Raw genomic sequence first — 24,291 nt, 5'->3', positions numbered from 1 at the left:
AACACACCGGGCAGCCAACACATGTCGTCCCCCTCATCCCGCGCCCAAGAGGCAAGGGAAGCCATAGCCGCGCGACTGAGAGAGCTGCGGCTAGACGCTGACATTACAGCGCGCGTGTTGGCTGTCCGGTGTGGCTGGAGCGAGTCAAAATCATCCCGCATCGAGCACGCCAAGACACCCCCCAGTGACGCCGATATTCGCGCCTGGTGTGCAGCCTGCGGACGTCCGGAACAGTCCGAAGATCTGGTTGCGGCGAACCGTCAGGCAGATTCCATGTTCGTTCAGTGGAAGCGCCTACAGCGCACGGGCCTGCGCCGGCTACAGGAGTCCGGCGTACCGCTGTATGAACAGACACGCCAGTTTCACGTGTACTGCTCGAATGTCGTTCCCGGGTTCTTCCAGACGCCCGGATACGCTACGGCGCTGCTGACGTCCATTGCGCGGTTTCGGGGCACCCCCGACGACGTTGCGGACGCTGTGACAGCACGAATGAACCGATCACACGTCGTCCGCGATGGAGACCACCGGTTTGCAGTGCTGATCGAAGAATCCGTGTTGCGGTACCTGATCGGCAACACTGAAGTCATGGCGGCACAGTTGGGCCACTTGCTTGCAGTCATGGCGCTGCCTTCTGTGTCTCTCGGTGTGATCCCGTTCTCTGCATCCCGGACCGCTTGGCCGCTGGAAACGTTCACTGTCTTTGACTCTCAGCGCGTGCACGTCGAGACGCTGTCAGCGGTGATCAGGGAGACCGAACCGAGTGAAGTCGGTTTGTATCTCAAGGCATTCACGAACCTGCAAGGAATGGCCGCGTACGGTAGCGCCGCCCGGTCAATCATCATGGCCGCAATCACCGCTCTCCTTGAGGACTGACACTCTGTCAGAAATGCCAAAGACCCCCGCACCGGCCGCCAATCAGGCAGCGGGTCCGGGGGTCGGTCATGGGATTAATCGGTGTCCGCAAGTTCGGTCACGCGTTCCTCGGCGTCCGCCAGCACGAACGGCGCGAACTCAGGATCGGTGCCCAGCATGCGGCGGCGGGCGCGCTGGACCAACGGAACGTCGAGCGGCGGGAACGTCCACAGGGGTGCACTCAGAGCCTCAGCGGACAGCGAAAGGTAATGGCGGAGGTCTCTCACGCATCACCGGCCATGGCGAGATACCGGCGTCCGGTCCGTTTGCTAACGCCGTAATGCTGGGCGAGCATGCCCCCGGTCACTGTCCGGCCGTTCCGGTCCTCAAGCTCAGCGATGACCTTACGGACGTCCTCGGCACTCGGAGGGGTGGCCGGTTCTTCCTGCGGGGCGTCCAGCGCGCTGGCCTCAAAGTCTTGCCGTAGGCCAGTGCCCGGCATGGTCTCAGCGGGCACTGGTTCCTCGGCCGGTGGTTCGGCCGGCTTGGCGGTCACCAGGGGGCACGCTGGCTGGTGCATCCGATACAGGGTTACGGGGAATACGGCGTGCAGTCCGGCCGAGACCCAAGTGTCGACAAGGCCAAGCGGTCCGGCGGTCAGCACTCCCGCTACGTTCGCAGACACGGCCACGGCCACGGCGAACAGGACGTCACGGCGCGACCGGACGGCCCAGACTAGGAACAGGTCGACAGCCACCGGCACGGCGTATGACGGCCACCCGGGGACGCCGTGCGTCGCCGCAAGATGCTGCTGTGTCGCAAAGCTGATGAGCATCGAAGCCAACAGGGCCGCATATCTGGCGTAGTTGGCGACCGACTGGGGAGTCAATAGGGCTCCAGGGCATAGCAAGGGTGCCCCGACTCACTGAGTCAGAGCACCTACGAAAATCGGGATGTGGTTGCGCTCGGACCGCTAGCCGTGCGCCCTTGACCGTCACGACCTGACTGCGAAGGATGGCGCCATGGATGCTGGATTGGCCGCAGTGCTTGGGGCGTTGGCGGGTTCGTTCGCGACGATCGGCGCAGCGCTGGCGGCGGGTTGGGCGCAGCGGGAAGGGGCCCGTATTTCCGCTAGGTCGGAGCACAGGCGAGAAAGGCGAGAGCCCCGCCACGATACGTACAAGGAATTCATGTCCGTTGCTGCAACTGTGAGGGACGTAGTTGCCGTCTATGCCATCGATACGGATCTAACTCCTGTCGAGTACGCCAACGAGGAAACTGAGAACCGATTGCGTGAGGCATCATTCGCAGTCAAAGACAAGTGGGTTGATGTATCACTCGCTGGACCTACTAGCATTGCCAAAATGGCATACCAAATTGAGCGGGCTAGTTATCTGGCGATACTTGAGTTCTCTGGTTATCGACAATGTCTGGCGGACGATGATGAGAAAAGTCAGTACGCTAGACGTGTATTCCGAAAAAATCTACTCGACGTCTCAAGGCAGCTCGACGTTTTGTTGGTCAATTTTGTGGACGCGGCACAGATAGCGCTGGATGACGACGGAAGCCGCAAAAGATAGGCGTGTGGTTGGGCGGTAAATGAGAATGCTGCGATCCGGTCGGAGATCGAGGTTTTTGAACCGGGCGCAGGTGCCATAGCCCTCCCCCGCGTTCAAGGTCCCCTAGGGGGTAGGGGTTGCATCCCCACCCCTACCGTCTTAATCGGACATCGCGGACGCTCGCGATGCGTGATGAACCTGCGAGCCGCAGCGATGACATGACGTGATCACTACGTCATTGCGTCAGGTCCGGTCGCTGCATCCACCAGGCTGAGCACGCTGTGTCTCACGCGGCTGATGCGCCGTCACGGCTCGCAGGTTCGATGGATCATGGCCGCATGGACCAGGCGGACCGAGCCCGCTCGTATGGTCTGCGTCCGTGGCCTGAGAGGGGGCCACCTACCGGGTTGAGTAGGTGGTCCCCTGTGGGCTGTGAGGGCTAGCGGGCGGCCACACCAGGAGTCGGGTTGGCGCGGGCAAGCTGTGCCTTGAGCGCCCGGATCTCAGCGTCCTTATCCGGAGTCTCACTGCCCCAGGAAAGGGCACGCTCAGCGAATGCCGAACGGTTCACACCAAGGCACTCGGAGGCAATCTTGTCCATGGCGGTCCGCAGCTTGGCGTACGCGGTGGGGGCTGCCTGGTACTTGCTGGCCGCCTCAGACCCTCCGGCGGAGGCAGCCTGGATGAACTGCGCCTCAGCAATCGCGCGCATTCCCTTGGCGTCCTCCTTGCGCCCCGTGGCCACAAGCTCGATCCAAGGGGAAGCGGCGAGCTGCGCCACGTGACCACCGGCGCAAACCATTTCCTTAATGGCCTGCGCAAGCGACACATCCGCCCGCTGTAGCACCTGCTCCGCATCCTGTCGTGCAATCAGCGCGTCAATGCCGGTCGGAGGCGTGAAGATAGTCACGTACAGATCGGCGAGATAGACCGTCTCAATGAGATCGATCGACTTTCGCCAATCGCTGTACTTCCGCTCAGCCTCGCCGAGAATCTTGTCCGCCTCAGCGCGACGGCCGGCGGGGAACTTAGTGACGTCCGCGAGCGTGCGCTGAGCGTTGCGCGCTGCGTCCATGAGAGCGGTAACGATGGCAGGTGCACCGTCGATATCAATACCCGCGCTGGACTGCTCAACTACGACGCTGTGCGCCGCGCTGATAACCGGACTGAGATTGTTGGCTTCGGCCATGAGGTCAGCGGGGCGAATGGTGGTAGGCATAACTGTTCCGTTCTGCGGGACCGGCCCGCACATGAGGATGATGGTTACTTCACTGGTCAGCGCGGATTACCCGAACGCGCCCCGGCTGGGCTAGTAGCAGCGACATGCAAACCTGCCCTCTCAGTGGTTGTGGTGGCTGCGCCATAGGCGTATGCCAGGCGCTCTCACTGTTTCCTCGTGCGCGCGCTGTTCATCAGTGACAGCGGACCAAGCAGCCTCACGCAGGCTGCCGATCCGCTCACGTAGTAGGCAGCGGTCGTATCCGCTCTCGCGAAAAGTGCGGTCTAGCTGCCTGTGATGGCGCGTGCACATGGCTTGGTAATGAGTGGGGTCGGTGGACCAGAGACGCCGTTCATCAGCGTCGAAAATCTCGTCAGCGTCGGTATGCCCGTAGCTCCACGAATCAGCGGTGCGACCACACCATGCGCAGGCGTGATGGCGAGCCGGTCCGTGGAGCTTGGTTAGTCGCTGATGCATGGTGCCGTAGCTGGGTAGTCGCGACATCTGAGGTTCCTTCGCTGTCGGATGTAGTTGTGTACTTTCGGGGCCCGATCCGGGTTTTGCTGCTAGCTACGGGAGAGAGAGATACGAACTGGGTGTGAAAAATACATAACTACATAGAGGAAGAAAAAGGCCAGGTCAGATGGTGTCTGACTGATGGCCTGTTGGATTCCTGATGTAGTTTTCGCCCCGCTCGCTGTCCCGCGCTGTCTGTCGAGCCGGCTAAGCGCGCGTCCAGATACGGATGGTGCCGACGTCAAGGCCCGTAGCGGAACGGATCTCCGCGTGAGTCATGCCCGCGCGAGCGAGCGGGAGTACGTCACGCAATTCGCTGTCGGCCGTGGCTAGATCAGCCTTGAGTCGTAGCCGTCTCGCGCCGATCTCTCGCACGCGCTTGGTCAGTTCGTCCATGGGTTCCGCCTCCCTGAGTCGGGTCCCCCTGCTTCCAGGGCAAAGAGAAGACCCCAGCCGCAATGGCTGAGGTCTGTCTCTTGCATCCCACGGGCGAGAGGGAGAGTCTGTGGGCCGCTTATCAACGGCTTGGTGTCCTGTATGTAGGTCGTCGGTTACCCGTGCTGCTGCGTTCACCCTACGAGATGTAACTAGCGAGTGGAGCACCAGGTACACGGACGCGAATGCCTCAGTCCAGCCGTCCAAGCGCCTCAGGAGCGCCCATGAGGCACTGCTGTAGCGCTTCGTACCGGGCTATCTTCTGGGTGATGAGCGTGGACCCGGTTCCCTGCCTGCTGTGCCCTACACAGGGCTTCCAGGGTCCGCGTGATCCGTGCCCACTCTTCACGGCGCAGCATCGCAGCCTCAAACTCTGCTGCCTGAGTCTCGAACTGCGCCACGCGTTCGGCTCTTGTCAAACGATTAGTCCCTCTCCCGTTGAGAGACGGGCCCTGTCAGTCCGCCAAGATCAGGCAGGGCCCGTTACATCGTTTCTGCGGGTTACTCAGTGGGGCGCTAGGCCCACTCGACACTCACGCGGTGCTCTACAGGGCGTTCAGGGTCTAACCCCGTGGTGCCTCCGCCCAGCGCACCGTCACGCGATCCTCTGTGTTCGCATGCCTGCCCCGGCCGATGGCCTTAGCGATGGTGATTCGGTCAACGAAGAACGCCAGGAACTCCCGTCTGGCCTCCAGGTCCCAACTGCCCCACGTCGACTCAGGCCCGATGGGATCACCTTCAGGGTCCGTCCACTCGGAGGGAATGGTGATCGCCCCGCTCTCATCGCTCTCCAGCTCGGTCACGCGACCATTCACGCGGGTCTCGTGGGCAGTGAGCCGCTCGACGGACTCAGCGAACATGGCCGTGCCGGTCGTTCCTGCGTACAGTCCTGCCTGCCTGTCGCCGTACAGGGTGCGCAGCGCTTCCCGCACGTGCTCCAGCTCGGCCCGAGCCGCTGCTAGTTCGGCCTGTCGTTCACCCGTATCGGCCTGTGCAGCAAACCGGCGCGCTGCCTCCGCGAGCCATTCCAGGTCTTCAGGCTCCTTGGGACCTAGAGCAGTCAGACGGCCCCACACGGTGCGGGTAACCACGGCATCTGCGGCTTCCATGTTGATCGCCAATCCTCCGTGCCCCGGTACGGCACCGGACATGGCACGGTTGCACCTGTAGAGCTGCTTGCCGTCGCGCTTGTCCGTGACCATGGATGACCCGCACACGCCGCAGAACAGCATCCCAGTCCCACCGAGCAGCGACGGCACCGAGCGGGCACCCTGCTTTACGACTTGAGGCGCACGGCCATCCAGAACTTCCTGAAGGCGCCACCAATCATCAGGGGGAATGATGCCCTTGTGCGCTGCCAGCGGGGCGCCGGAATCATCGCGCAGGATGACGCGCTTGGTTCCCTGACGCTCAGCGGCATAGCCAGCGAGGCGAGGGTCACGCAGGATACGCAACACCGTGGACGACACCCACGCTGTTCGCTCCAGCGGCTCGCTTATGCCCCTCTCCCGTCGAGCGGTTACTCGTGCCGTCATGTCTGCCGCTTTGGTCGGCACGCGGTCTGTGTTGAGCCTGCGGGCGATAGCGGATGCGGCCATACCTGTCATGGCCCACTCGACCATCTGACGCACGTGTGGAGCCTCAGTGGTGTCTGGGACCAGCTTCACCACGACCAGCTCGCCGCGCGGCTCACGGGTCGCTTGGAAGCCGTACGGGGCCATTCCCGAGACATGCGAGCCAGCGGCGCGGAGCGTTTCTTTTGTTGCCGTGATGTACGCAGACTTCAGATCGCTTTCCTGCTGGGCCAGCGCGGCGATCAGCCCGAAGATCGCGACACCCATCGGGGTTGACGTGTCCAGGTACTGTTCCTCGACGCTGACAAGCAGCACGCCATGCTTGGCAAGCTCCTGATTGATCAGCATGGCGTCTAGGGCGCCCTGACGCGTCAGGCGAGACAGCGAGAACACGACCACCGCATCGACATGGCCGGCTCGAACTGCGGCCATCATCTCCTCGAACTCGGGCCGGACAACCTTTGGGTCCCAGCCGGATTTGCCGACGTCAGCGAAGTGACCAGCGTTGTCCCAACCCTTGGCCGTGATCAGTGCCTCGCACTTGGTCCGCTGTGCTTCGGGGGACGACGCGGAGTCGTCTTCGCGTCTCTTGGACTGTCTGATGTAGGAGACTGCGCGCACGTGGTCAAGGCTAGGGGCCCAGCCGGGGCCCCGCTTGCTGAGAGGTGTCATGTGCCTAGTGTGGTAAAGATCAACGTCCTGACCGTCCCCGCCGAACAGCGGGAAACCCTCGAGAAGCGGTTCGCCTCGCGTGCCGGGGCCGTGGAGAGCTCCGACGGCTTCGAGTGGTTCGAGCTTCTGCGCCCCGTCGAGGGCACCGACGACTACCTGGTGTACACGCGCTGGCGTGACGAGGAGTCGTTCCAGGCGTGGATGGAGGGCCCGATGAAGTCGGCCCACCAGGGCGGCGGAGACCGTCCGAAGCCGGCCGCCAGTGGATCCTCGGTCTGGTCGTTCGAGGTCGTGCAGCAGGCGGCGCCCAAGACCGCGTGACACCGCGCCACGACCGGCACGTGCCCCGCACCGAGGACCGGGTGCGGGGCACGTGCCGTCACGGAATCCCGACCTCGAAGAGCACGTACCCGGCGTAGGAGCCCGAGGCGAGCGCCGCGACGGTGAGGACCGCGCACAGGACCGGTGTGCTGAGCCGGCGCATGGCGGTGGCGCAGGGGATGAGGAGCGGGAACGCCGGGAGCAGGTAGCGGGACACGTTGCCGAAGATCTGCTGGCTGCCGAGGACGAGTGCCATGGTCAGCAGGGTGCTGACGGTCAGCACGAGCGGCGGGCGCAGCCGGAACAGCAGCGGCAGCGCGATCAGGGCCAGCAGGACGGTGCCGGCGGCGATGACGTCTTCGTGGGGGTAGGCGAAGAGGTAGTCGTAGTGGCCGACCATCAGCGACGAGAGCACCTTCACGGTGTGCCGGCCGTAGTCGAACGAATGGGCCCAGGCCTTGTCCTGGAGCGTGAAGTACCCGCCGTAGTCGCCCATGCGGTGTCCCACCCAGCCGAGGTAGCCGACCAGGCCGACGGGGGCGATCAGCACGGCCGCCACCGGACGCAGGACCGCGCCCCGGTTCCCCGCGCCCTCCGGACCGGGACGGTCCTCCCAGCGGCGCACCGCGCGCCGGTGCCGGACCACCTCCACGAGCGCGGCGAGGGCGAGCGCCGCGATCAGCGCGGTGGCCGTCGGCCGCGTGAGGCCCGCGAAGCAGGTCAGGAGACCGGCGGTGAGCCAGTTCCGGCGCATCACGGCGTAGCAGGTCCAGGCGGCGAGGGCGACGTAGAGGGATTCCGAGTAGCCCGACCACTCCACGCCGGAGCCGGGCCACACGGCCCACAGCCCGGCGGCGGCCAGTCCGGCGCGCCGGCCGCTGACGCGGGCGGTCACGGCGTGAATGCCCAGTGCGGCCACGAACGAGGCGGCGACGGAGACCGCCAGGCCCGCGCCGAGCAGACCGAGCCCGGTGCAGGAGGAGACCAGGCGCATCAGGGCGGGGTACAGCGGGAAGAACGCGGCGGAGTTGCCCTCCAGCGTGATCAGGCCGGTGGCGCCGTGCACCGGTACGAGGGCGGGGTGGTAGCCGTGCGCGGCGATCTGCTGGTACCACCAGCCGTCCCAGGTGGCCAGGACGTCCCAGACGTGGGTGCCGCCCCCGAAGCGGGGGTTCTTCCGGCGGAAGTCGCCCGAGGAGTCCAGCAGGTACATGAAGACGCAGAAGCCGACGAGTTTCATCGTGCCGTACAGGGCGAGGACCGGCCCGTGCCGCCTCGCGGCCCCGGTCAGTCGATCCCGCCGAGCGGGGCCGCCCTCCGAGGGCGTGCCGTCCGGGTGTGCGCGGTCCGGGTCCATGCCCTCCGGCGGTGTCGTCGGGCGCCAACGGTCGGCGTTCCGGGGGATGTCGGCCCGGCGGGCCCACGTGGTCCTGAGGACGGGTTCGTTCACCGGGGACCGCTTCCCGTGCCGTCGCCCGGGGCGGCGGTGCTGAACACCCAGGTGCGCAGGAGCAGGAAACGCAGCAGCGTCGCCGCCAGGTTGGCGGTGACGAGGACCGCGATCTCGGTGGCGCGCCCCGGGGTGCGCGTCCAGTGGTGCAGCGCGGCCAGTGAGCCGCTGGTGAGCGCGAGTCCGAGGCCGAGGACGGCCAGCCCCTTGACCTGGTGGCGCAGGACGCCGCCCCGGCCGCGCAGCCCGAAGGTGAGCCGGCGGTTGGCGGCCGTGTTGGCGACGGCGCACACGAGCAGCGCCCAGGCGTTGGCGGCCTGAGGCCCCGTCACCGGACGCAGTGCCGCGTACAGAAGGACGTATCCGATCGTGCTGAGCGCGCCGACGGCGCCGAACCGCAGCAGTTGAGCCGTGAGGGAGGCCGGTGGCGCGCCCCCCAAGGCGCGTCCGAGGCGCGCCGTGGGCAGCGTGCCGCGGGCCAGGGAGCGGCCGATCCTCGCGATGCCGCGCAGGTCGGCCACGGCGGTGGAGACCAGGTCGACCCGGCTGTCTGGGTCGTCGACCCAGTCGACGGGTACTTCGTGGATGCGCAGTCCGGCGCGTTCGGCGATCACCAGCAGCTCGGTGTCGAAGAACCAGTCCGAGTCCTCCACCAGCGGCAGCAGACGCTCGGCGACGTCACGGCGGACGGCCTTGAAGCCGCACTGGGCGTCGGAGAAGCCGACGGCGAGCGTGGACCGCAACAGGGCGTTGTAGCAACGGGAGATGATCTCGCGCCGGGGGCCCCGGGTCACCCGGGAACCGCGGGCCAGCCGGGTGCCGATCGCGATGTCGGAGTGCCCGGATATCAGGGGGGCGACGAGCGGCAGGAGCGCGTTCAGCTCGGTGGACAGGTCGACGTCCAGGTACGCGAGCACGGGTGCCTTCGAGGCCGACCACGCGGTGCGCAGGGCCCGTCCGCGTCCCTTCTCGTCGAGTCGTATCCACGTGGCCTCGGGCAGTTCGGCGGCCAGCCGGGCGGCGATCCGCGGGGTGGCGTCGGTGCTCGCGTTGTCGGCGACGGTGATGCGGAAGGGGTACGGGAACGTCTCGCGCAGATGGGCGTGCAGGCGGCGCACGCTCGGTTCCAGGTCGGTCTCCTCGTTGAAGACGGGGACGACCACGTCGAGAACGGGTTCCGTGTGGTCCGCCGGCAACGGAAGCCGGACAGGGTGCCGGACGGGGAGCGGGAGGGGGTGCCGCACGGGGTGCCGGTCCGAGGGCACACGGTCGGATTCCTCGAAGTCCGTGGCGGCACACCGCAATGCCTTCGTCATGGTCTGTCCTGTTCTGTGTGGTGTCGCGGGGCAGGCGGAGAACGCTCACGGCCGGACCGCGCCGACGGAGTGCGGATAGGGATGCTGTGCGGAGGGCGGGTGGTGCCCGCGGAAGTCGCCCGGGCTACTCGGTGCCGGTTTCGACCGACGACGAGGACGGCTCGGGGCCCGACGGGGGAGGCGAGGACGTCGGGGTGTTCCTCGGCGTCGCCGTCCCTGTGGCGGGTGCGCTGGTGGTCGCCGTCCCCCGGTCCCCGGGATCGGAGGCCACGGACGTCGAACTCTCCGTCGACGAGGGCGTGTCCGGAGGGCCGGAGGTCCCGGCGGTGCTCTCCGCCGTGCCGGGGGCCGACTCGGTGGGTGTCCCGCTCGACGACGGGGTCGGTGACGGGGTGACGTAGGGGGAGGCGGGGGTGTCGGTGGGCCGCGGCACGGGTCCCAGGGGGCGGTCGCTGTCCGGGGCGTGCGGCAGCAGGAACAGACCGAGGCTGATCCCGGCGGCGGCCAGGACGCAGCTCGCGGCCCGCCGGGCCGCGCGGATCCGGCGGCGGACGCGGACGCCGTTCCGGAGGCTGTTCTGCTGTGCGGGCTCGAAGGGGGTGTGTTCCTGGGAGTCGCGCATCATCCGCGCCAGCTCCCGCTCGAAGTGGTCCATTCTTCCCTTCACCCCACCGGCTCGATGACATCCGCCAGGATCTGGCGCAGTCGCGCCACACCGCGTGACGCGTGGGAACGGGCGGTGCCGAGCGGACAGCCCAAGACCTCCGCGACCTGCTTCTCGGGCAGGTCCTGGTAGTAGCGCAGCACCACGGCCGCCCTCTGCCGGGGCGGCAGTTGGGCGAGCGCCGCTTCGAGCCGCGACCGTTCCACCACGGCCGCGGACTCGTCTGCGGTGTGCGCGAGGTCCGGCAGCGTCTCCACGGGGCGCTCGCCCCACCACCGCCGCCGTGCGGAGCGGGCGGCGGCGCGGGCCATGACCTTGCGCACGTACGCCTCGGGTGCCTCGTCGGCCACCTTCGGCCAGGCGAACCAGAGTTTGACCAAGGCCTCCTGGAGCAGGTCCTCGGCGCGGTGCCGGTCGCCCGCGCAGAGCAGGCGGGCGAGGTGGAACAACGCCGACCAACGGGCCGCGACGAACTCGTCGTAGCCGCCGGTCCCCTCGGCTCTTGCCTGTCCCATCCGCACCGTCCCCGCACTTGCCGGCTCGTACACCTGGAGAAAGACGCTGGAGGGCGCCGCACTATGCACTTGCTGTGCGTGATCTGGGTCACGTGCCGGCGAGGCCGGGATGCGTGGGTCGCCAGGGGGTGCGGTGCGCCGTGCGTACGCGGCCGATACGAGGTGCGCTGCGCCGTCGGTGCGGGGGACGGCCGGTGTGCGGTCCTGGCCGTCGCTTCCGTTCAGGGCGGGCGGCCCGGGTTCCGTGAGTCGAGGGCGGGTGGCTCGGGCCTGGTCGGTCAGGGTCTGGTGGTCCGGGGTGGCTCAGTGGCCGGCGGCCGTCCGCCGGGCCCGGGCCGCGCCCCTGCGCCGCTCCGTCCGCAGCTCGCGGAGATAGGTCTGCGCGTCCACCTGGATGGTGTGCCGCGTCGAGGCGACATAGCGGCGCTCCAGCCTCGCGCGGTACCTGCTCGTCTCCTGGCGCATCCGCTCGGGTCCGGGCAGCGCGCACCGGCCCTCCAGGAGATCGGCCACCCAGTGGGACTGCGCCTCGGCGAGCGGCATGATCGCGCCGAGGGGCTGGACCAGTCCGATGAAGTAGAGGCCGGGACGGTCCGGCGCCACCACGCGGTGGTAGAGCGCGATGTCGTTGTCGGACGGATCGATCACCTCGTCCTTGAGGAAGGGGAAGGCGATGTCGTAGCCGGTGCAGTAGACGATCGCGTCGATCACCTCCGTGCTCCCGTCCTCGAACGTCACCCGGTCGCCGTCCAGTCGTACGGGAGCGGGTTTCACGGTGAGGTCGCCGTGGCCGAGGCGCGAGAGCAGGTCGTCGGAGATGGTGGGATGGGCGGCCAGCACCCCGTGCCGGGGCGTCGGCAGTCCGTAGTCCTTGAGCCGGCCCCGGCTGAGCCGGAGCAGGAGCCGCAGGCCCTGTGCCTGCACGGCCAGCGGGGCCCTCGCCAGCCAGGAGCCGGTGAGACGGTCGGTGGGCACGCCGAAAAGGTACTTGGGCAGGATGTGCGCGCCGCGGCGCATGGCGAGGACCGTGCGCCGGGACACCCGTGAGGTCTCCACCGCGATGTCGCAGGCCGAGTTGCCGATGCCGAGGACGAGGACACGCTTGTCGGCGAAGGATTCCGGCGTCCTGTAGTCGTGCGAGTGCGTCTGTGAGCCGGTGAACTCCTCGGCTCCCGGAAGTGCGGGCCGGGGCCAACGGGCCTTCCAGTGGTGGCCGTTGGCGACCAGGACGGCACCGTAGACCCGTTCGGCGGTCTCACCGGTGTCCAAGTGGCGGGTCGCCACGCCCCAGGTGCCGTCCGGCAGGGGCTCCGCGCGCACCACCTCGGTGCGGAAGGCGATCGAGGGCCGCAGGCCGAAGTGGTCCACGAAGCTGTCGAAGTACCGGGCGATGTGGACGTGACTGGGGTAGACCGGGCAGTCCTCCGGCATGGGGAAGCTCGCGTACTCCATGATCTGGCGCGAGGTGTTGATGTGCAGCGAGCGGTACGCGGACGACATCCCGTTGTCGTTCAGATAGCGCCAGTTGCCGCCGACCTCCGACCCGGTCTCGTAGCAGTCGTACGGGATCCCGCGCGCCGCCAGCACCTGGCAGGCGGCGATCCCGGACGAGCCCGCCCCGATCACACACACCCTTTCCATGTCCGCTCCCTTGTGTGAACCGCCCATGTGACCACCCGGTCACATGACCGGGTGGTCACAGGCTGAAGTGCGTCGGCCGTGGTGTCAATGACCTTGACATTCCGAGGAGTTCGGGCTGATGTCAATCCAACGGGCCTTCCTCCCGGGCTTGTTCGCCCTCGGTCTCTTTCCGGTCGGCCTCGTTGACAGCGTGTCCGCATCCCCCCGAACATGACCGGGCGGTCACATGACCGCCCGGTCATACGCAGGAGCACGCATGCCCACACCCACCTGGACCCGACTGTCACCCGTGCGGCGCGAACGGGTCCTGGTCGCCGCGATGGACGAGTTCGGCACGCACGGCTACTCCACCGGAAGCCTCAACGTCATCGCCCGCGAGGCCGGAGTGGCCAAGGGCTCGCTCTTCCAGTACTTCGAGGGCAAGCTCGACCTGTTCACCTACGTGGCCGAGCAGACCTCCCTGCGCATCTACACCGCCATGCAGCCCTGGCTGGACGGATACGACGGCTCCACGGAGTTCTCCCGCCATCTCACCGACGCCCTGGAGGCGTGGTTCGACTACTTCGCCGGCCATCCGCTGGAACGCGGGGTCACCGCGGCCACCAACATGGAGCTGGACCCGGCCGTCCGCAACGCCGTACGCGCCCCGGTGCAGGACATCTACCTCGCCGGTCTGCGCCCCCTGGTCGAGCGGGCCGTCGGGACCGGCGACCTGCGCGAGGGCGCCGACGTGGACGCCCTGCTGTCGCTGCTGCTCGTCCTGCTGCCGCACCTCGCGCTCGCGGCCCACGCACCCGGCTTCGAAGGACCGGTACGCCTGGCGGGCGAGCCACCGGAGGTCCGCAGGGCGAACATCGCCCGCCTGATCGGCCCGGTCCTCGCCGACTTCCTGCCGAAGGAGCCCTGATGGACACGCCCGACTACGACGTACTCGTCATCGGCTCCGGATTCGGCGGCAGTGTCACCGCGCTGCGCCTCACCGAGAAGGGGTACCGGGTCGGGATCCTGGAGGCGGGCCGCCGCTTCACCGACACCGACTTCCCGCGAACCTCCTGGCATGTGCGCGACTACCTCTTCGCCCCTCGCCTGGGCTGCACGGGAATCCTGCGCATGACGCTGCTCGGCGACGTCCTCGTCCTGACCGGCGCGGGGGTCGGCGGCGGCTCCCTCGGCTACGCCAACACCCTCTACGAGCCGCCCGAAGCCTTCTTCCACGGCTCGCCGTGGGCCGACATCACCGACTGGCGCGGCGAACTCGCGCCGTACTACGCCCAGGCCCGCCGCATGCTCGGCGTCACCCCCAACCCCCTGCTCACGGACGCCGACCGGCTCCTTCGGGACACCGCGGACGACCTCGGCTGCGCGGACACCTTCAAGGCCGTGCCGGTCGGCGTGCACTTCGGGCCACCCGGCACCGCACCCGGCGCCCGCGTCGCGGACCCCTACTTCGGCGGGGCCGGGCCGGACCGCGACGCCTGTCTGCACTGCGGCGCGTGCATGACGGGCTGCCGGCACAACGCCAAGAACACCCTGCCCAAGAACTACCTGGGCCTCGCCGAACGCGCCGGCGCCGAGGTGCTCGCCCTGCGCACGGTCACGGACGTCACCCGCGACGGGGAGGGCTGGGCCGTCACCTCCGTACGCACCGGCGGAGGCCCCGCGCGCCGCAGACGGACCCTGACCGCACGGCACGTCGTCTTCGCGGCGGGCGCCCTGGGGACGCAGCGGCTGCTCCACCGGCTGCGGGAGGGCGGCTCCCTGCCGCGGGTGTCACCCCGCCTCGGGCTGCTGACCCGGACCAACTCCGAGGCCATCCTCGGCGTCAGGGCCCGGGACGGGGACACCGACTTCAGCCGCGGCGTCGCCATCACCTCCTCCGTGCACCTCGACGAGGACACGCACGTCGAAGCCGTCCGGTACGGCCGCGGAAGCAATCTCCTCGGGCTGCTCGGCGCCCTGCTCGTCGACCCCGTCCACGGCAGGTCCCGGCTGCTCACCGGACTGGCCGCGATGGCACGCAGTCTCCGGGACCTGCCCAGCCTGCACAACCCGCGCCGCTGGTCCCAGCAGACCCTCGTCCTGCTCGTCATGCAGTCCCTCGACAACTCCGTGACCACGTACCTCCGGCGCACCCTCACCGGGCGCCGACGGCTGACCAGCCGCCCCGGCGAGGGCACCCCCAGTCCGACCTGGATACCCGCCGGACACCGGGCCGCACGCCGGGCCGCCGAGCGCATCGGCGGTCAGGCCTGCGGCACCTGGGCCGATCTGTTCGACATCCCCACCACCGGACATCTCATCGGCGGCTGCGCCGTCGGCGAGACCCCGGAGACCGGCGTGGTCGACCCGTACCACCGGCTGCACGGACACCCGGGCCTGCACGTCGTCGACGGCTCCACGATCTCGGCGAACCTCGGTGTGAACCCCTCCCTCACCATCACCGCCCTGGCCGAGCGGGCAGTCGCCCTGTGGCCCAACCAGGGAGACGAAGACCCCCGGCCCGCACCCGGCCTGCCCTACCGGCGCGTACGGCCCGTGCCGCCGAGGCACCCCGCCGTGCCCGCCGGCGCGCCCGCCGCACTGCGGCTGGAACCCCCCACCGGAAAGGACACCCCGTGACGCGCTACCCCGAGGAACCGTGGCATCTGGCCGGCCAGATGTATCTGTCGCTGTGGCTGGTGCCGGCCCGCGAACTGCCCCGCGTGGCGGACGGCACCCGGCCGGTCGTCGTCGCCGGGCGCGGTGCGGTCGGTGCCGCCTGGGTCGTCTACGAGAACGACAGCGTCCTTCACTACAACGAACTGCTCCGCGCCGTTCTCGTACGGGACGGCCGCCGTCCGCGTGTCTGCATCACCGACATCTGGGTCGACAGCGCCGCCTCGATGACAGGAGGCCGCGAACTGTGGGGCATTCCCAAGGAGTTGGCGGACTTCGACATCGACAGGACCCCCGGCGTCCGGGCGAGGGCCGGGGCGGGCGACGGCGTCCGGACCGGTACGGCGAAGGGTGACGGCGTCCGGGCGAGCGCGGCGACGGACCGGGGCGTGCTGGCCGACGCCGTCTTCGAACCGGGCCGCCGGATGCCCGGCCGTTGGCCCCTCACCTACCGCGTCACGCAGACTCTCGACGGCGCGCTGAAGACGAGCTCCGTCCGCTCGCGCTCCGCCCTGCGGACCGCGCGCGCCCGCTGGACCGCGCAAGAAGAGGGTCCGCTGGGGGAGTTGGGGCGACGCCCGCCCCTGCTCAGCCTGGCCCTCGACGACTTCACCCTCCGCTTCGGGGACGCCGGCCTCACGCCGTCGACGCGGCCGGCCGCCGCGCCTTAGGTCGCACACGACCGGCCGAACCGGTGGGCCGGTGGACGAGAAATGGACAAGTGGAGGGCGATCAAACCCTGTTCCGGCGGCCTACTGGCCGGTATACAGACCACGTTGGGTCTGCCGGGCAGGAGCCGTCCGGCCTGCCGCGGCGCCGCGAACCCGTGCGCCGCGGGACGCCGGTACCCGTTCAGCAGGCTGTCATGGTTTCAGGGGAGGGCACGATGAACGATCACACGCGTCCGGAAAACGTCGTTCCTGGGCGGCGGGGCGCCTTGGCGCTGGGGGCGGCGCTGAGCAGTTGCGCGCTCGTCGCGGGCGTCGCGGCGGCGGCCCCCGCCCAGGCGGGCGAAGGACACTCGGGGCACGGTGTGGACTACGTCGCGCTCGGCGACTCGTACACGTCCGGGCCGCTGATCCCTCAGCAGGTCGACACCAACTGTGCCCGCTCCGACCACAATTACCCCTCGATCACCGCGGCCGTCCGCAAGGTCGCCACCTTCACGGACGTCAGCTGCTCGGGCGCGAAGACCGACGAGATGTGGAAGGCGCAGGGGACCAACGGACCCCAGCTCGACGCGGTGAAGCGCGGCACCGACCTGGTGACCGTGCAGATCGGCGGCAACGACATGGGCTTCGGCTCGATCATCGCCACCTGTGCCGGGCTCAGTTCGAAGGACCTCGCGGGCAACCCCTGTCAGCAGTACTACAACGCCTCGGGATACGACCAGCTCACCCTGAACATCCTCCAGACGGCACCCAAGGTCGCCCGGGTGCTGCGTGAGGTGCACGCGAGGGCACCGCACGCCCGCGTGGTCGTCGTCGGCTACCCCGACCTGCTCCCCGACGACGGCAGCGGCTGCTACCCGACGGTGCCCTTCGCCGCGAAGGACTTCCCCTATCTGCGCGACACCGGCAAGCGGCTGAACCTGATGCTGCGGACGGTGGCGCTGCTCAACCGGGCCGAGTACGTGGACACCTACAAGCCGACCGTGGGTCACGACATGTGCAAGGCGCCGGCCGACCGCTGGATCGAGCCGCTGCGCCCGACCGCGCCCGCCGCTCCGGCCCACCCCAACGCCAACGGTCAGGAGGCCATGGCCCGCGCGGTACTGGCCGGGCTGCGCCACGGAGCCGGCCACCGCCACTGACGTCTCCGCCGGACCATGCCTCTCCCGGGCTTCTACGGCCGGACCGTCCAAGCCGGCTCTGTACGAGCCGACTTGGAACGGTGTCCCGACCGCCGGCGCACCCCGTCAGGAAGCCGGCACCTCGTCCACGAACGAGGTGCCGGCGCTGCGGTAGGCGCTCACCTTCGAGGCGACCTGGGCCGGGGTGAGGACCTGGTCCTTGACGTGCAGGACGTAGTCGACCTGTTCGTCGTACGCGCGCGCCCCGGTCGCGGTCTGTCCGGCGAGGTCGATCAGCCACTGGTTGAAGTTGATCGACATGGGCCGCTCGGGCAGGTACTGGGCGTCGTGAGTGCCGAACAGCTGTCCGTCGATGTAGTACTTGATGCTGCTGCCGTCGATGGTGAGGACCAGGTCGTGCCAGCCGGCGTAGCTCTGGCGGGCCTCGGTGTGCTGGTTGACGGCCTGCCAGGGGTCGGGGTTGTAGGTCTCCCAGGAGGTCGTGTAGAGGATGTTGCCCGTCTCGCCCCAGCCGCCGTTGGGCAGGTACTCGAAGTCGTACTCGGCGTAGTCGTCGGCCATCGGCGCCGTGAGGTCGTTGATGGTGAAGAACGTCTGCACGAGGTGGTCGCCGTCGGGGCCGGACACCGGGGCGTCGGAGAACTTCACCCGCGCCGCGTAGGTGCCGTTCTTGAACTTCATGCTCTTGGTGACGACTTCGGTCTGCCGGGTGGACTCGGCGGTACCCGAGGTCGACGTCCGGAGGTTCATCACCGAGTTGCCCGACACCACGGGGAACGTCACCTGGGACGGGTCCCAGGTCGCGCCGGGCACCCCGGGGCCGCCGGAGTTGGAGCGGACGTTCCAGCCGTGCGCGGAGATCGCGGGGTCCGTGGACGACGCGTAGGTGAAGTCGTCGAACAGCGTCTTGCCGCCCCCGGGCGGGTCGGTCGGGTCGGTCGGGTCGGTCGGGTCGGTCGGGTCGGTCGGATCCGTGGGGTCGTTCCCCGCGGGCGCCGTGCCCCACACGGTGGTTCCGGCGAGCTGGGCGGTGACCTTGCCCCAGTCCGCGTACGAGGTCTGCGCCCCGTTGAAGGAGTAGTCGTCGGCCTGGTTCAGGGACTGCCAGCTCGACTGGTAGAAGCGCAGCTGCATGTCCCCGGTGTCGGCGCCCGGAGCCAGTGATCCGGCGGTGGAGGTGAAACCGACCTCCAGGTACCGGTCCGCGGTCCCGGTGGGGTGAGCCAGGGTGCCGAACGTGCCGGTGACGTTCGCGCATCCCTTGACGGCCCAGGAACAGGCGAAGCGATAGGTGGCGCTCGCCGAGTCCGCCTTGAAGTAGTAGCGGATCTTCACCTGGCTCAACTGCACGGAAGCGGAGCCCGTGTTGCGCACCTTGAACCAGGGCTCGCTCTGGTCGGCGGTCGCACCGCTCGCGCTGGTGCGGTACTGGACGGCGAGGCCCCCGGCCGCCGAGGCGGGAGCGGACATCGGAACGGCCACCAGGGCGGTGCCGCCCAGAAGTGCGGACAGGGCGAGCGCCACGCGTCGGCGGCCTGTGATCGGACGGTTTCTCATGGGGGTTCCTTCCGGTGGGCTCCCGCCGGCCGCGGGAGGTGGGGGTGCTCAGGAACACGCGGAGGCATGCCGTGCTTGACCAGTTGGCCGATCGGTTTTACCAGTTGACGTCGCCTGAAAAGTGGCATAGACCAATGAGCCCGTCAACCCCCTTGTATTCAAAGCGAGTTGGCCTGACATGGCGGTCTGCTTCGCTGTCGAGTCGGACGAGTCGGAAGCGAGCCCCATGACCAGCGGACCAGTTAGGGTCAGAGGCCATACCAGTTGGCCGGCACCGACGACGAGCGAGGGTCCTGCATGGAGATCGATCCCGCCGCCTCCCGCGCGGTACTCAAGCGGGAAAGGGTCCGGGACACGATCCTCGAACTCATCGAGGAACGCCGTCCCGGCGACGCCATCCCCTCCGAGCGCACGCTGTGCGCGCAACTCGGGGTTTCCCGGCCCACCTTGCGTGCGGCCGTGGATCAACTCGTGGTCGCCGGACTCCTGGTGCGCGAGCACGGGCGGGGCATGTTCGTGGCCGCCGAGAAGATCACCCAGGAACTCGTCCCGGACCGGAGGAACTTCAGTCTGCCGCAGGCCGCGGGCACGTGGACCAGCAGACTCCTGGAGTTCAGCACGATGCCCGCCGGAGCCCGGGTGGGCCGCCGGCTGCGCATCTCTCCGGCGGCGGACATCCGGTACGTGGTCCGGCTCCGCCTCGTCGACGGCTCACCCATGGCCATCGAGTACCTGCACGTCCCCGCCGGTCTCGTGCCCGACCTGACCAGTGACGAACTGGAGAACGGCGACCTGTACGAACACCTCGGCGAACGGCACGGGATCCAGGTCAGCGAGGCGGTCCAGTCGATCGAGCCGACGGTCCTGACCCGGGACGAGGCGGGCCTGCTCGACGTTCCGGAGCTGTCCCCGGCCCTGCTGTTCGAGCGCCTCACCTCGGACGCCTCGGGACGGCCGGTCGAGTACGTCCACTCGATCTACCGCGGCGACCGCTACCGCATCGTCTCCCGCCTGGCCCTCGGACCCCGTTCGGGTCACCCGTCACCCCGCGACGGACACCACCCCGGGATCCCGCCGGGGGACTTCCTGCCGGGTGAACCTGTCACGTTCTCCACCCGGGGCGTCGTGGCCGGCGGTCTCTTCGGGCAGGGCGGCGGACCGGGCGAGGGCGGCCCCGCGACGTGACACCGGCCGGCGCCCCGCCGGTCAGCGGCTCCAGGACGGGGGACGCTTCTCGGTGAACGCCCGCGCCCCCTCGGCGGCGGCGTGTGTGGTGAAGACCGGCGCGCTCAGCGGATCCTGGACGGTGTAGGCCGCGTGGTCGTCGAGACCGCGGGTGTCCTGGACGATCCGCTTGGTGATGTGGACGGCGTCGAGGGAATGGGCCTGGACGGCCTCGGCCAGGGTGATCGCCGCGTCGAGAGCCCCGCCCTGCGGCGTGACCCGGTTGACGAGCCCGTACCGCGCCGCGTCGGCGGCGGGCAGGGGAGCCGCGGTCAGCAGCATCTCCATGGCCACGTGGTACGGGAGCCGGCCGGGGAGACGGACGGCGCCGCCCTCGGCGGCGATCAGCCCGCGGGCGACCTCGGGCAGGGCGAAGAACGCGGTCTCGGAGGCGGTGATGAGGTCGCAGGCGAGGGCGAGTTCGAAGCCGCCGGCGACGGCCGCGCCCTCGACGGCGGCGATGAGCGGCTTGCGGATGCGGGCGCGGGTCAGTCCGCCGAGCCCGCGGTCCGCGACGAGCGGTACGCCTTCGGCGGGGAAGGCCTTGAGGTCCATCCCGGAGCAGAAGTGTCCGCCCGCCCCGGAGAGGACGCCGACGCGCAGGGAGGGGTCGGACTCCAGCCGGGTGAGGGCCGAGTCCAGGGCGTCGGCCAGCACTTGGTCGACGGCGTTGCGGACGTGGGGTCTGTTGAGCGTGATGAGCAGGACGCCGGGGCGTGGCTCGGCCGTCGTCACCACGGGTTCGTTCGTGTCCATGGACTGCTCCTGTCCGGGGGAGTCGGGCGCGCGGGCGTGCGGGGCACGCGCGCCGTCGGGCAAGGCCGGGTCAGACCCGTACGACGGGCAGTTCGGCCAGTCCGCGCATCACCCGGGCCGGTCGCCACGGGAGTTCGTCGTCGGGCTTGGCCAGCCGCACCGGGCCCAGGCGTTCCAGCAACCGGGGGAAGGCGACCGTGCCTTCCAGGCGGGCGAGGGCGGCACCGATGCAGAAATGGGGTCCGTGGCCGAACGCGAGATGGTCGTTGGGCGTTCGGCCCACATCGAGCCGGTCGGCGTCGGGGAAGCGGGCCTCGTCGCGGTTGGCGGAGCCGATCAGGAGGCTGACGATGTCCCCCTCGCCGATCGTCCGGCCGTGCAGAGCGATCGGTTCGGCGGCGCACCGGAAGGTCGCGTCCCGCACGGGGGAGTCGTAGCGCAGCAGTTCCTCGACGGCTGTGCCGACGAGGCCGGGGCCGGCCTCCGGTCCGGTCAGCCGGGCGGCCTGGTCCGGGTTCCGGAGCAGCGCGAGCATGCCGTTGCCGATGAGGTTCATGGTGGTGTCGTGGCCGACCAGCAGCAGGAGGTAGGCCGTCGAGCGCAACTCCTCGTCGCTCATCGCCCCGTTGTGGTCGCCCGCCCGTACCAGAGCTCCCAGCAGGTCGGTCCCGTCGGGCTCACCGCCCGCTCGTTTGCCGGCGATCAGACGGTCGAGGAGGGCGTGCAGGTCCTGCGCCACCCGGGCCGGATCCCGCACCGGGCCGGGCGCGATCGTGGCCATGAGCGTGTCCCGGGTGGCAGCGTTGTCGAGTTCCCCGGGGACACCGAGGATGGCGCAGATCATCCGGAACGTGAGCGGAGCCGCGAAGGCCGCGATCACGTCGACGTGGGTGTCGTGCTCGATCCGGTCGAGCAGACGGTCGGCGGTGTCCGCGATGAACGGTTCGAGACGGGCGATGCGGCGGGGTACGAACGCGGCGTTCACCAGGGCCCGCAGCCGGGTGTGGTCCGGGGGGTCGGCGTGGACCAGATGCCGGTTCAGACCCGCGGGACCGGGGACGTAGCCGGGCACCCGGTCCGGGTCCTTGCTCAGCCGGCCGTCGGAGAGCAGGGCCCGGACGTCGTCGTAACGGGAGATGTGCCACACGGTGGGCCGGCCGGGCCTGCGGTCCGCGTGGGCGGGAGCATGGCGGCGCAACCAGGCGAAGTACGGATACGGATCCCGCACCCGCTCGGCGAGCAGGTGAGGGGGCGGGGACGGTTCGGGAGGAGCGGACACTCTGGCTCCGGATTCGGTGATCGGCACGGACACCGCGCCAACGCCGGGGCGGGGTCCGAGGATGCGGAATCCGTCGCGTCCGCAGGCGATGAGCTAGGCAAGATCGCCCTGACGGCTCAGCGCGGCCCAGGGACGCGCAAGCGGCGTACGCGGTCGGGCAGGGGCGGTTCCGCCCGCCGCGACGCCGCGTGGCACCTGGGCTAGTGTGAGGTGGACAACGTACTCATTCCGGTCGATTCGTGCTGCCGATCTCCCTGTCGCACGGGCGGACGGCGTACGCGGCCGACGGTGTACGTGCCCGGCGGCCCGCGCCGGCCGACGGGATCGCCGGCAGGACCGGGCAGGGCGCCGGCAGCGCGCGAAGCGCCGGAATCCGGACCAGATTCGAGAGGACCCGTACATGCCTTTCGCCACCGCCAAGGACGGCACGCAGATCTTCTACAAGGACTGGGGAGCGGGTCAGCCGGTCGTCTTCTCGCACGGCTGGCCGCTGACCGCGGACGCCTGGGACGCCCAGATGAAGGTGATGGCGGACAACGGCTTCCGGGCCGTCGCCCACGACCGGCGCGGGGGCGGGCGCTCCGGTCAGCCCTGGGAGGGCAACGACCTCGACACCTACGCCGACGACCTGGCCGCGGTCATCGAAGCGCTCGACCTCCGCGACGTCATCCTGGTCGGCCATTCGACCGGCGGGGGCGAGGTCACGCGCTACATCGGCCGGCACGGTACCGGCAGGGTGGCCAAGGCGGTCCTCGTCGGCGCGATCCCGCCGCTCATGCTCAAGACGGAGGCGAACCCCGAAGGGCTGCCGATCGACGTGTTCGACGAGATCCGCAAGGGCGTCGAGACCGACCGATCGCAGTTCTACAAGGACCTCAGCGCCCCGTTCTACGGCGCCAACCGCGACGGGTCGACCGTCACCCAGGGAACACGCGACGAGTTCTGGCTCTGGAGCATGACCGTAGGCATCAAGGGCGCCTACGACTGCGTCAAGGCGTTCTCCGAGACCGATCTCACCGAGGACCTCAAGAAGATCGACGTCCCCACCCTCATCGTGCACGGCGACGACGACCAGATCGTTCCCATCGTGGCCGCCGGCGACAAGTCCTCGAAGCTCGTCAAGGACGTCGTCTACAAGGTGTATCCGGGCGCTCCGCACGGCCTCGCGATGGTGCCGAAGTTCGCCGAGGTCTTCAACGCCGACCTGCTGGAGTTCGCGCGCGGCTGACGCCGGACCAGCGGACCGACGAGACCGGCCCTCCGCCCCTCGGGACGGAGGGCCGCCGGTCTCGCTCCCGCCGGCTCAGGCGAGTACGGGATCCAGGAACGTGAGGACGCCCGCGTCGGCGTCGAGCCTGGCCCGGGTACCGATGGGGAACGTCTGCTGGGGCACGCCGTGGCCGATGTCCGCGCCGACCAGGACCGGGATGCCGAGGTCGCCGAGGCGGTCGTGCAGGAGCTCCTCGACGCGCTCGCGCGTGCCGCAGTCGGTGAAGGTGCCGCAGACGACGCTGGCCGCGCCGTCGAAGTAACCGGCGCGGCGCAGTTGGGTGAGGAACCGGTCGAGCCGGAAGGTCTCCTCGTCCACGTCCTCCAGCAGGACGATGCCGCCGCGCGCGGGCAGCGAGGTGCCGGTGCCCAGGGAGCAGGCGAGCAGGGTGACCGTGCCGCCCAGGGTGACGCCCTCGGCGGTGCCGCCGACCAGGGGGCGGGAGTCGGGGAAGCGCAGTTCCTTGACGGACGCCGGGTCGCTGAGCAGGGCGGCGAGCCCGTCGAAGTCGGCGCGGCCGGGGTGGAAGCCGCGGATGGCGGGCATCGGCCCGAACAGGCCCGTCCAGCCCAGCTTCACCGCCACCGCCTCCAGCAGCGCCGTGACGTCGGAGAATCCGATGACCGTGCGCGGGGTGGGCGTGCCGATGGCGTCCCAGTCGATCAGTTCCAGGGTGCGCTGGGCGCCGTAACCGCCGTTGGCGCAGAAGACGGCCGTGAACGCGGGGTCGGTGAGGGCGGCCGTCAGGTCGCGGGCGCGCAGCGCGTCGTCTCCTGCCAGGTACTCGCCACTGGCCCGCGCGGAGGCGAACACCTCGGGCTGGAGGCCGAGTCCGCGCAGCGACTCCAGGCCGGTCTCCAGGTTCTGCTGGTCGGTCGGTCCGCTGGCGGCGATGACGGCGACACGGTCACCGGGCTTGGGTGCGACGGGGCGGACGAGCCCCTGGGAGGGCAGGGCAGGCATGGGGATCCTTGGGGGTGAGGGTGGGCGATGGACCGAGGTG

At 69.2% G+C, this 24,291-nt stretch carries 22 protein-coding genes; 9 read left to right on the top strand and 13 right to left on the bottom strand.

Annotated elements, in window-relative coordinates; genetic code table 11:
- Positions 1–21: 21 nt before the first annotated feature.
- The gene (locus tag ACFYYF_RS01355; RefSeq protein WP_388770091.1) at positions 22–873 is read left to right on the top strand and encodes a helix-turn-helix domain-containing protein; all 852 of its coding nucleotides are present in this window, start codon (positions 22–24) and stop codon (positions 871–873) included.
- Positions 874–1,135: 262 nt separating this feature from the next.
- Here ACFYYF_RS01355 and ACFYYF_RS01350 read toward each other — a convergent pair whose 3' ends face one another.
- Entirely contained in the window at positions 1,136–1,609 is a 474-nt protein-coding gene (locus ACFYYF_RS01350) for a transfer protein spdA (protein ID WP_388770089.1), read from the bottom strand.
- A gap of 265 nt (positions 1,610–1,874) precedes the next feature.
- On the opposite strand from ACFYYF_RS01350, the gene ACFYYF_RS01345 reads away from it, so the two are divergent.
- Complete coding sequence (locus ACFYYF_RS01345) at positions 1,875–2,432, top strand: hypothetical protein (RefSeq protein WP_388770086.1); 558 nt, start codon at positions 1,875–1,877, stop codon at positions 2,430–2,432.
- A 418-nt stretch (positions 2,433–2,850) separates the two neighbouring features.
- Here the strand turns inward: ACFYYF_RS01345 and ACFYYF_RS01340 are convergent, their stop codons facing one another.
- The 3 genes from ACFYYF_RS01340 to ACFYYF_RS01330 form a co-directional block, all read right to left on the bottom strand.
- Positions 2,851–3,600: a hypothetical protein gene (locus ACFYYF_RS01340; RefSeq protein WP_388770084.1), complete on the bottom strand. Its 750-nt coding sequence runs from the start codon at positions 3,598–3,600 to the stop codon at positions 2,851–2,853.
- A 753-nt stretch (positions 3,601–4,353) separates the two neighbouring features.
- A complete protein-coding gene (locus ACFYYF_RS01335; protein ID WP_388770082.1) occupies positions 4,354–4,542 on the bottom strand; it encodes a hypothetical protein in 189 nt (62 codons plus the stop codon).
- Between the two features lie 602 nt (positions 4,543–5,144).
- Entirely contained in the window at positions 5,145–6,776 is a 1,632-nt protein-coding gene (locus tag ACFYYF_RS01330; RefSeq protein WP_388770080.1) for a recombinase family protein, read from the bottom strand.
- Positions 6,777–6,827: 51 nt separating this feature from the next.
- On the opposite strand from ACFYYF_RS01330, the gene ACFYYF_RS01325 reads away from it, so the two are divergent.
- Positions 6,828–7,148 (top strand): antibiotic biosynthesis monooxygenase family protein, encoded by a 321-nt coding sequence (locus ACFYYF_RS01325; protein ID WP_388770077.1) that lies wholly within the window; start codon positions 6,828–6,830, stop codon positions 7,146–7,148.
- Between the two features lie 58 nt (positions 7,149–7,206).
- Here ACFYYF_RS01325 and ACFYYF_RS01320 read toward each other — a convergent pair whose 3' ends face one another.
- The 5 genes from ACFYYF_RS01320 to ACFYYF_RS01300 all read right to left on the bottom strand — a co-directional run bounded on the left by ACFYYF_RS01320 (position 7,207) and on the right by ACFYYF_RS01300 (position 12,734).
- A complete protein-coding gene (locus tag ACFYYF_RS01320; protein WP_388771509.1) occupies positions 7,207–8,505 on the bottom strand; it encodes a hypothetical protein in 1,299 nt (432 codons plus the stop codon).
- Between the two features lie 89 nt (positions 8,506–8,594).
- On the bottom strand, positions 8,595–9,794 hold the full coding sequence (locus ACFYYF_RS01315; protein WP_388771506.1) for a glycosyltransferase: 1,200 nt from the start codon (positions 9,792–9,794) through the stop codon (positions 8,595–8,597).
- A 244-nt stretch (positions 9,795–10,038) separates the two neighbouring features.
- Complete coding sequence (locus ACFYYF_RS01310) at positions 10,039–10,569, bottom strand: hypothetical protein (RefSeq protein WP_388770074.1); 531 nt, start codon at positions 10,567–10,569, stop codon at positions 10,039–10,041.
- 8 nt (positions 10,570–10,577) lie between these two features.
- Positions 10,578–11,093, bottom strand: coding sequence for a SigE family RNA polymerase sigma factor (locus ACFYYF_RS01305; protein WP_388770071.1), 516 nt, complete (start codon positions 11,091–11,093; stop codon positions 10,578–10,580).
- Positions 11,094–11,396: 303 nt separating this feature from the next.
- On the bottom strand, positions 11,397–12,734 hold the full coding sequence (locus tag ACFYYF_RS01300; protein WP_388770069.1) for an NAD(P)-binding domain-containing protein: 1,338 nt from the start codon (positions 12,732–12,734) through the stop codon (positions 11,397–11,399).
- Between the two features lie 256 nt (positions 12,735–12,990).
- Here ACFYYF_RS01300 and ACFYYF_RS01295 point away from each other — a divergent pair, with 256 nt between their 5' ends.
- The 4 genes from ACFYYF_RS01295 to ACFYYF_RS01280 all read left to right on the top strand — a co-directional run bounded on the left by ACFYYF_RS01295 (position 12,991) and on the right by ACFYYF_RS01280 (position 17,202).
- Positions 12,991–13,641 (top strand): TetR/AcrR family transcriptional regulator, encoded by a 651-nt coding sequence (locus ACFYYF_RS01295; RefSeq protein ID WP_365490355.1) that lies wholly within the window; start codon positions 12,991–12,993, stop codon positions 13,639–13,641.
- The gene (locus ACFYYF_RS01290; RefSeq protein ID WP_388770066.1) at positions 13,641–15,353 is read left to right on the top strand and encodes a GMC oxidoreductase; all 1,713 of its coding nucleotides are present in this window, start codon (positions 13,641–13,643) and stop codon (positions 15,351–15,353) included. The genes ACFYYF_RS01295 and ACFYYF_RS01290 overlap by 1 nt, the downstream gene beginning before the upstream one ends.
- Positions 15,350–16,060 carry an acetoacetate decarboxylase family protein gene (locus ACFYYF_RS01285; RefSeq protein ID WP_388770064.1) on the top strand — a complete coding sequence of 237 codons (711 nt, stop codon included), beginning with the start codon at positions 15,350–15,352 and terminating at the stop codon, positions 16,058–16,060. The genes ACFYYF_RS01290 and ACFYYF_RS01285 overlap by 4 nt, the downstream gene beginning before the upstream one ends.
- Before the next feature lie 215 nt (positions 16,061–16,275).
- Positions 16,276–17,202 (top strand): SGNH/GDSL hydrolase family protein, encoded by a 927-nt coding sequence (locus ACFYYF_RS01280; protein ID WP_388770062.1) that lies wholly within the window; start codon positions 16,276–16,278, stop codon positions 17,200–17,202.
- A gap of 105 nt (positions 17,203–17,307) precedes the next feature.
- Here the strand turns inward: ACFYYF_RS01280 and ACFYYF_RS01275 are convergent, their stop codons facing one another.
- Positions 17,308–18,759 (bottom strand): cellulose binding domain-containing protein, encoded by a 1,452-nt coding sequence (locus ACFYYF_RS01275; RefSeq protein ID WP_388770059.1) that lies wholly within the window; start codon positions 18,757–18,759, stop codon positions 17,308–17,310.
- A gap of 297 nt (positions 18,760–19,056) precedes the next feature.
- On the opposite strand from ACFYYF_RS01275, the gene ACFYYF_RS01270 reads away from it, so the two are divergent.
- A complete protein-coding gene (locus tag ACFYYF_RS01270; protein WP_388770057.1) occupies positions 19,057–19,944 on the top strand; it encodes a GntR family transcriptional regulator in 888 nt (295 codons plus the stop codon).
- Between the two features lie 21 nt (positions 19,945–19,965).
- Here ACFYYF_RS01270 and ACFYYF_RS01265 read toward each other — a convergent pair whose 3' ends face one another.
- Positions 19,966–20,739 (bottom strand): crotonase/enoyl-CoA hydratase family protein, encoded by a 774-nt coding sequence (locus ACFYYF_RS01265; RefSeq protein WP_388770054.1) that lies wholly within the window; start codon positions 20,737–20,739, stop codon positions 19,966–19,968.
- A gap of 70 nt (positions 20,740–20,809) precedes the next feature.
- The gene (locus ACFYYF_RS01260) at positions 20,810–22,018 is read right to left on the bottom strand and encodes a cytochrome P450 (RefSeq protein WP_388770051.1); all 1,209 of its coding nucleotides are present in this window, start codon (positions 22,016–22,018) and stop codon (positions 20,810–20,812) included.
- A 400-nt stretch (positions 22,019–22,418) separates the two neighbouring features.
- Here ACFYYF_RS01260 and ACFYYF_RS01255 point away from each other — a divergent pair, with 400 nt between their 5' ends.
- Complete coding sequence (locus tag ACFYYF_RS01255; RefSeq protein WP_388770049.1) at positions 22,419–23,246, top strand: alpha/beta fold hydrolase; 828 nt, start codon at positions 22,419–22,421, stop codon at positions 23,244–23,246.
- Between the two features lie 75 nt (positions 23,247–23,321).
- On the opposite strand, the gene ACFYYF_RS01250 is transcribed toward ACFYYF_RS01255, so the two are convergent.
- Positions 23,322–24,251 carry an LD-carboxypeptidase gene (locus ACFYYF_RS01250; protein WP_388770046.1) on the bottom strand — a complete coding sequence of 310 codons (930 nt, stop codon included), beginning with the start codon at positions 24,249–24,251 and terminating at the stop codon, positions 23,322–23,324.
- Positions 24,252–24,291 lie beyond the last annotated feature (40 nt).

This window comes from Streptomyces sp. NPDC001914 (assembly GCF_042891215.1).
Classification (GTDB): domain Bacteria; phylum Actinomycetota; class Actinomycetes; order Streptomycetales; family Streptomycetaceae; genus Streptomyces.
Note: the sequence above shows the minus strand (reverse complement) of the source record. Positions and strands in the feature narration are given on the sequence as shown.